Source organism: Lysobacter antibioticus, assembly GCF_000731095.1.
Taxonomy (GTDB): domain Bacteria; phylum Pseudomonadota; class Gammaproteobacteria; order Xanthomonadales; family Xanthomonadaceae; genus Lysobacter; species Lysobacter antibioticus_B.
In genome coordinates this window covers 1-5,058 of sequence record NZ_JMTZ01000135.1, presented here as the reverse complement: position 1 = coordinate 5,058, position 5,058 = coordinate 1, and the positions used below count along the sequence as shown (strand labels likewise).

The 5,058-nt window shown below is 68.5% G+C and carries 4 protein-coding genes; 1 reads left to right on the top strand and 3 read right to left on the bottom strand.

Features of this window, described 5'->3' with window-relative positions; translation table 11 throughout:
* Positions 1–137: 137 nt before the first annotated feature.
* Positions 138–956, bottom strand: coding sequence for an SDR family oxidoreductase (locus EX88_RS0122405; RefSeq protein ID WP_031374210.1), 819 nt, complete (start codon positions 954–956; stop codon positions 138–140).
* Between the two features lie 276 nt (positions 957–1,232).
* Positions 1,233–1,892: a serine/threonine protein kinase gene (locus EX88_RS0122400; RefSeq protein ID WP_031374209.1), complete on the bottom strand. Its 660-nt coding sequence runs from the start codon at positions 1,890–1,892 to the stop codon at positions 1,233–1,235.
* Between the two features lie 211 nt (positions 1,893–2,103).
* Here EX88_RS0122400 and EX88_RS0122395 point away from each other — a divergent pair, with 211 nt between their 5' ends.
* Positions 2,104–4,119 (top strand): bifunctional DedA family/phosphatase PAP2 family protein, encoded by a 2,016-nt coding sequence (locus tag EX88_RS0122395; RefSeq protein ID WP_031374208.1) that lies wholly within the window; start codon positions 2,104–2,106, stop codon positions 4,117–4,119.
* Between the two features lie 61 nt (positions 4,120–4,180).
* Here the strand turns inward: EX88_RS0122395 and EX88_RS0122390 are convergent, their stop codons facing one another.
* Complete coding sequence (locus EX88_RS0122390) at positions 4,181–4,771, bottom strand: LON peptidase substrate-binding domain-containing protein (protein ID WP_031374207.1); 591 nt, start codon at positions 4,769–4,771, stop codon at positions 4,181–4,183.
* Between the last annotated feature and the right edge of the window lie 287 nt (positions 4,772–5,058).

Sequence of the window (5,058 nt, the reverse complement as noted above, 5' to 3'; positions counted from 1 at the left end):
CCTCCGGGTCTCCACTTGACCGGCAAAGCGGCAAAGCAGATCAAAATCTCGGCAACGGCAACGGCAGTAGGACGCCGCTCCTACCCAGGGCGCACGTGGAGAACGGCGCACTGCGCCCCTCCCCATCCAGAACGCCATTAATCGAGAAACAAATCCGGCAGCGGCTGCTTGCTCGCATCCACCGCGTATTCGCTGAAGTCGGTCACCCCGACCTCGCCGAGCACTTCCTCGTCGATCAGGAAACGTCCGTAGAACCCCTGCGCCGGGCGCACCAACACCGCGTGCACCGCATCGGCGACGATGCTCGGCTTGCGGCAGCGGTCCATCGGGATGCCCGGGATCAGGTTCAAGGCATCGGTGGCGATGATCGTCCTCGGCCACAGCGCGTTGACGGCGATGCCCTTCGGGCCGAATTCGCCGGCGAGGCCCAGGGTCACGAAGCTCATGCCCATCTTGGCCAGGGTGTAGCCGGTATGCGGCGCCCACCACTTCACGTCCAGGCTCGGCGGCGGCGCCAGGGTCAGGATGTGCGGGTTCGCGGCCTGCTGCAGGTACGGCAGGCAAGCCTGCGCGCACAGGAAGCTGCCGCGCGAGTTCACTTGCTGCATCAGGTCGAAACGCTTCATCGGCGTGTCGAGGGTGCCGCGCAACCAGATCGCACTGGCGTTGTTGATCAGGATGTCGATGCCGCCGAAGGTGTCGACGACCGCGGCGACCGAAGCGTTGACTTCGTCTTCTTCGCGAATATCGCACTTGAGCGCGAGTGCGCGGCCACCGGCCGCTTCGACTTCGGCGGCGACGCTGTGGATCGTGCCCGGCAACTTGGGATTGGCGACCGAGGACTTGGCGGCGATGGCGATGTTGGCGCCGTCGCGCGCGGCGCGCAGCGCGATCTCGCGACCGATGCCGCGCGAGGCGCCGGTGATGAAGATGGTCTTGCCGGACAAGCTGCTCATGGAAGCTCCTGGGAGGCGGACGCCGGGCTCCCGAGCGGAAGCCCTGCGCTGGACAAAGGATTCGACCGATGCGCGGAACGCGAACGCAGCGACGAGGCTGCCAGTTCCTGTTCCGCGACGGCGCGGCCGTATCGGCGGATCGTAGCGGACCGGGTGCACCATGCGCTTGCGCGCCCTGTGCGTACGGAAGCAGGCCGCACGCGCCGCCGGCGTCAACGCGGCCCCCGCCTGATCGCCGCGCGGTTTCAACGAATCCCTAATCCCGAATCCCGGCCGTCAAGGCTTGGGCCCCTGCCCCTCGTTGTCTTCCCAATGCAGGATGCGCCGGGTGACGAAGCGGTAAACCGGCTTGCCGGTCGCGAACCAGAGTTCGCGCAACCAGGAATGGCGCTTGAGCACCCGCCGTTCGACCGGCGTCAGCGCCTGCGGGCAATAGGTGCGTTTGTGCTTGAGCAGATGGCGCAGGTCTTCGCGCGCCAGCAGGCGCATCCAGCGCGAACGCGGGTCGCCGCGGGTGGCGAGCTGGAAATCGATGATCGCCGGGCGGCCGTCGACCAACACCAGCCAGTTGGCCTCCTTGGCCAAGTCGTTATGGGCCAGGCCGCGCCGATGCAGCCGCTGCAGCAGGCGCCGGGCCTGGCGGAAATAAGCCAGGTCGCCGTGCGGCGGGCGTTGGTACATGGCGGCGCCGTCGAGATAGCTGCGGTCGAGCCGGCGCCCGTCCCAACGCAGCAACTGCGGGGTGGCCTCGAGGCCGTCGACGCGCTGCAGCGCGCGCGCCTCGCGCCGCGCCAGCCACCAGGCCGGCAGACGCAACCACCACGGCACGTGGCCCAGATCGCGGCGCACGAACAGCCCGTCGCCATCGCGCATCAGGGCGATACGGCCGAAGCTATCGGCCTTGAGTGCGGCGACTTCGATGACATCACGGGACATGCCGCCAGTGTAGCCGGGGTCGGAATCGGGAATCGGGAATCGGGAATCGGGAATCGGGACAGGCGAATGCATCGGCCGAGGCAGGGCAAGCGCTTACGATTCTCGATTCCCTATTCCCCATTCCCGCCCCCAGGCAGTGCCGTAGGTCACGACCTGCCGTCAAGCACAGGCAGTCATCCGCGCAACAGACATCGCTGCCTATAATCGGCCGATGGAACCTGCCTGGCTAGAAAGCGCGACCGCATGGATCGCGGCCAATCCGATCGCCGCAGGCATCGTGATCTTCTTGATCGCGTTCTGCGATGCCCTGGTCATCGTCGGCATCGTGGTGCCCGCCCTGCCCCTGTTGTTCGCCGTCGGCACCCTGGTCGGCCTCGGCCACATCAGCGGCCCGTATGCGCTGGTCTGCTCGACCCTCGGCGCCTTCGCCGGCGACGGCCTGAGCTATTGGGTCGGCTACCGCTGGGGGCCGCAATTGCGCCAGCGCTGGCCGTTCTCGCGTTATCCGCAATGGCTGGACCGCGGCGAAGGCCTGTTCCGCCGCCACGGCAGCAAGAGCATCGTGATCGCGCGCTTCGTCGGCGCGGTGCGGCCGTTCGTGCCGGCGATCGCCGGCATGTTGAAGATGCCGATGAAGCGCTACGCGATCCCGAGCTTCGGCGCCTGCCTGGTGTGGTCGGCGCTGTTCCTCGCACCCGGCTGGGTGCTCGGCGCTTCCTACGACGCCGTCGCCGCGGTCGCCGATCGCCTCGCGATCGTGCTCGGCGCCTTGCTGGTCGCGGTCGCCCTGGTCTGGGCCACGGTGCTCTACACCTGGCGCTGGTTCGCCTCGCACGCCAACAACCTGCTCGCGCGCGCCTTGCGCTGGACCCGCGCGCATCCGCGCCTGGGCCGCTACGCCGCGGCCCTGATCGACCCCAATCGCCCCGAATCGGCCTCGCTGGTGATGCTTGCGGTGTGCCTGCTCGGGATCAGCTGGATCTGGTTCACCCTGCTCGCCACCCTGCTTGCGAGCGGCGGCCCGCTGGCGATCGACCACAGCGTCCACGAGTTCATGTGGACTTTGCGCAATCCGCTCGCCGACCGCTTGATGGCGGGGCTGGCGAGCCTGGGCGATGCCTCCGTGCTCGGCCCGGCCTCGCTCGCGGTGCTGGTCTACCTGGCCTGGCGCCGGCGCTGGATGGCGGCGGCGCACTGGGTCGGCGCGATCGTGTTCGGCCTCGCCCTGACGTCGTTGCTGGAAGCGGCGATCGACATGCCGCGCCCGCCGACCGCGCCGGCCGGCTTCGGTTTCCCTTCGGTCGCAGTGACGATGACCACGATCGTGTTCGGCTTCTTCGCCGTGCTGATCGCACGCGAACTGCCGGGCCGGCAACGCGTATGGCCGTATCTGCTGGCCGGCGTGGTCACCACCCTGGTCGGCTTCGCCCGTCTCTACCTGGGCGCGCACTGGCCCAGCGACCTGGTCGGCGGCACCTTGTTCGGCATCGTCTGGCTGTTGCTGCTCGGCATCGCGTATCGCCGCCACGTCGCGCGCTCGTTCTGGATGCGGCCGTTGGCCTGGCTGTTCTATACCGTCTTCGTCGCCGCCGCGCTGTGGCATGCGCCGCGCTCGGCCGACGCCTTGCTGGCGAAATTCGCCGCCGCCACGCCGACCACCGTGCTCGAAGCCGGGCCGTGGTGGAAGAGCGACTGGGCGACGCTGCCGGCGCAACGCAACGAAAGCGACGTGCGCCAGCGCTGGCCGCTCGACATCCAGATCGCCGGCCCCTTGCCGCCGCTGCGCGCGAGCCTGGAAGCCAACGGTTGGCGCGTGCAGGAGCAAGCCAACTGGCTGGCGACCATCGCCCTCCTCGACGACGATGCGCCTGCGCGCGATCAGATCGTGCTGCCGGCGACGCTGGATGCGCAGGCCGAAGCGCTGCTGATGCTGCGCGACGGACCGAGCCCGGACGTGCAGTACGCCCTGCGCTTGTGGCCGGCGCCGGCGGTGCTGTCCGACGGCACCCCGCTGTGGGTCGGCACCACCCAGACCCTGCGCTTGAACAAGCCCTTCAACGCCGCCGCCTTGTGGCTGCCGGAATCCGACGACGGCCGCGCCCATGCCGAAGTACGCAAGGCACTGACCGGCTTCACCATGATCGAACAGGCGCACCCGAAGAACGGCACGCGCGTGCTGCGCCTGCAATCGCAGTATCGAGTGCCGGGTACCGACCCGGCGCCGTGAGTGCACCGCGTGATCGGCGCCCGCATGTGCGGCGCCGATCGATCAAACCGTGCGTGCGGGCTTAGGGCAATACCGTCAGCAGGTGATCCAGGCGCTGATGCGGCCCATCCATCTGCAGCAACGCCTGTCGCTGGGTCAACGACAGCGGCAATAGTTCGGTCAGCCGCCAGCCGACCCAGGCTGCGTCGTCCATGCACGAACGCGGCGCCTTGGCATGCTCGCCGCCGATCTGTTCGAGCAGGTGCTCCAGCAAGGTGACCAGCAACGAATGCTCGGGCCGCACAACCTCGCTCGGTTCCAGCGCGCACCACTGCACCTCGGCGACCTGCAGGCCGTTGTCGCGCACCCGCACGCGCTCGGCGTGGAAGCGCCGCACGCCGCGCACGCGCAAGGTCAGCAGACCGTCCTCGCCGGTACCGAAATCCTCGATCACCGCCTCGGTGCCGTAAGCCGCGGCCGCGACCGGCGCACCGGCCTCGTTGCCGTCGATGATCAGGCAGACGCCGAAACCGCGCCCCTGTCGGCCGCAATCGCGCACCAGGTCCAGATAGCGTCGCTCGAACACGCGCAAACCGAGCGCCGCACCGGGCACGAGCACGGTGTGCAGCGGAAACAGGCCCAGCGATTCGGAAGCGTCGATGTCTGCGGACATGGCGGCAGTGTAGCCAAGACCGGCCGCGGCCACGATATGCGCGGGCTTACTGGTGGCGCTGTGTACGGCAGTAGCGCACACGGCAGTCGTCGCTTGGCTGGCTCGCGGCCCCTCTAACACCGGCCCGGATCGTCGGGGCTTATGGTCAGCGAGGGTGAGCGGTTGCGGTCGCCGTTGCCGTTGCCGTTGCCGTTGCCGTTGCCGTGAAAGCTTGGCGCAGCTCGGATCTAACGATGCAACCGTAGACCCGGAGGGCGCCGCACAGGACGTGCGGCGTTTTCCGATAA

Bases quoted from the DNA above. Each gene is read 5' to 3' on its own strand.
- EX88_RS0122390 (WP_031374207.1), bottom strand. From the start codon at position 4,771: ATGTCCGCAGACATCGACGCTTCCGAATCGCTGGGCCTGTTTCCGCTG.
- EX88_RS0122405 (WP_031374210.1), bottom strand. From the start codon at position 956: ATGAGCAGCTTGTCCGGCAAGACCATCTTCATCACCGGCGCCTCGCGC.
- EX88_RS0122400 (WP_031374209.1), bottom strand. From the start codon at position 1,892: ATGTCCCGTGATGTCATCGAAGTCGCCGCACTCAAGGCCGATAGCTTC.
- EX88_RS0122395 (WP_031374208.1), top strand. From the start codon at position 2,104: ATGGAACCTGCCTGGCTAGAAAGCGCGACCGCATGGATCGCGGCCAAT.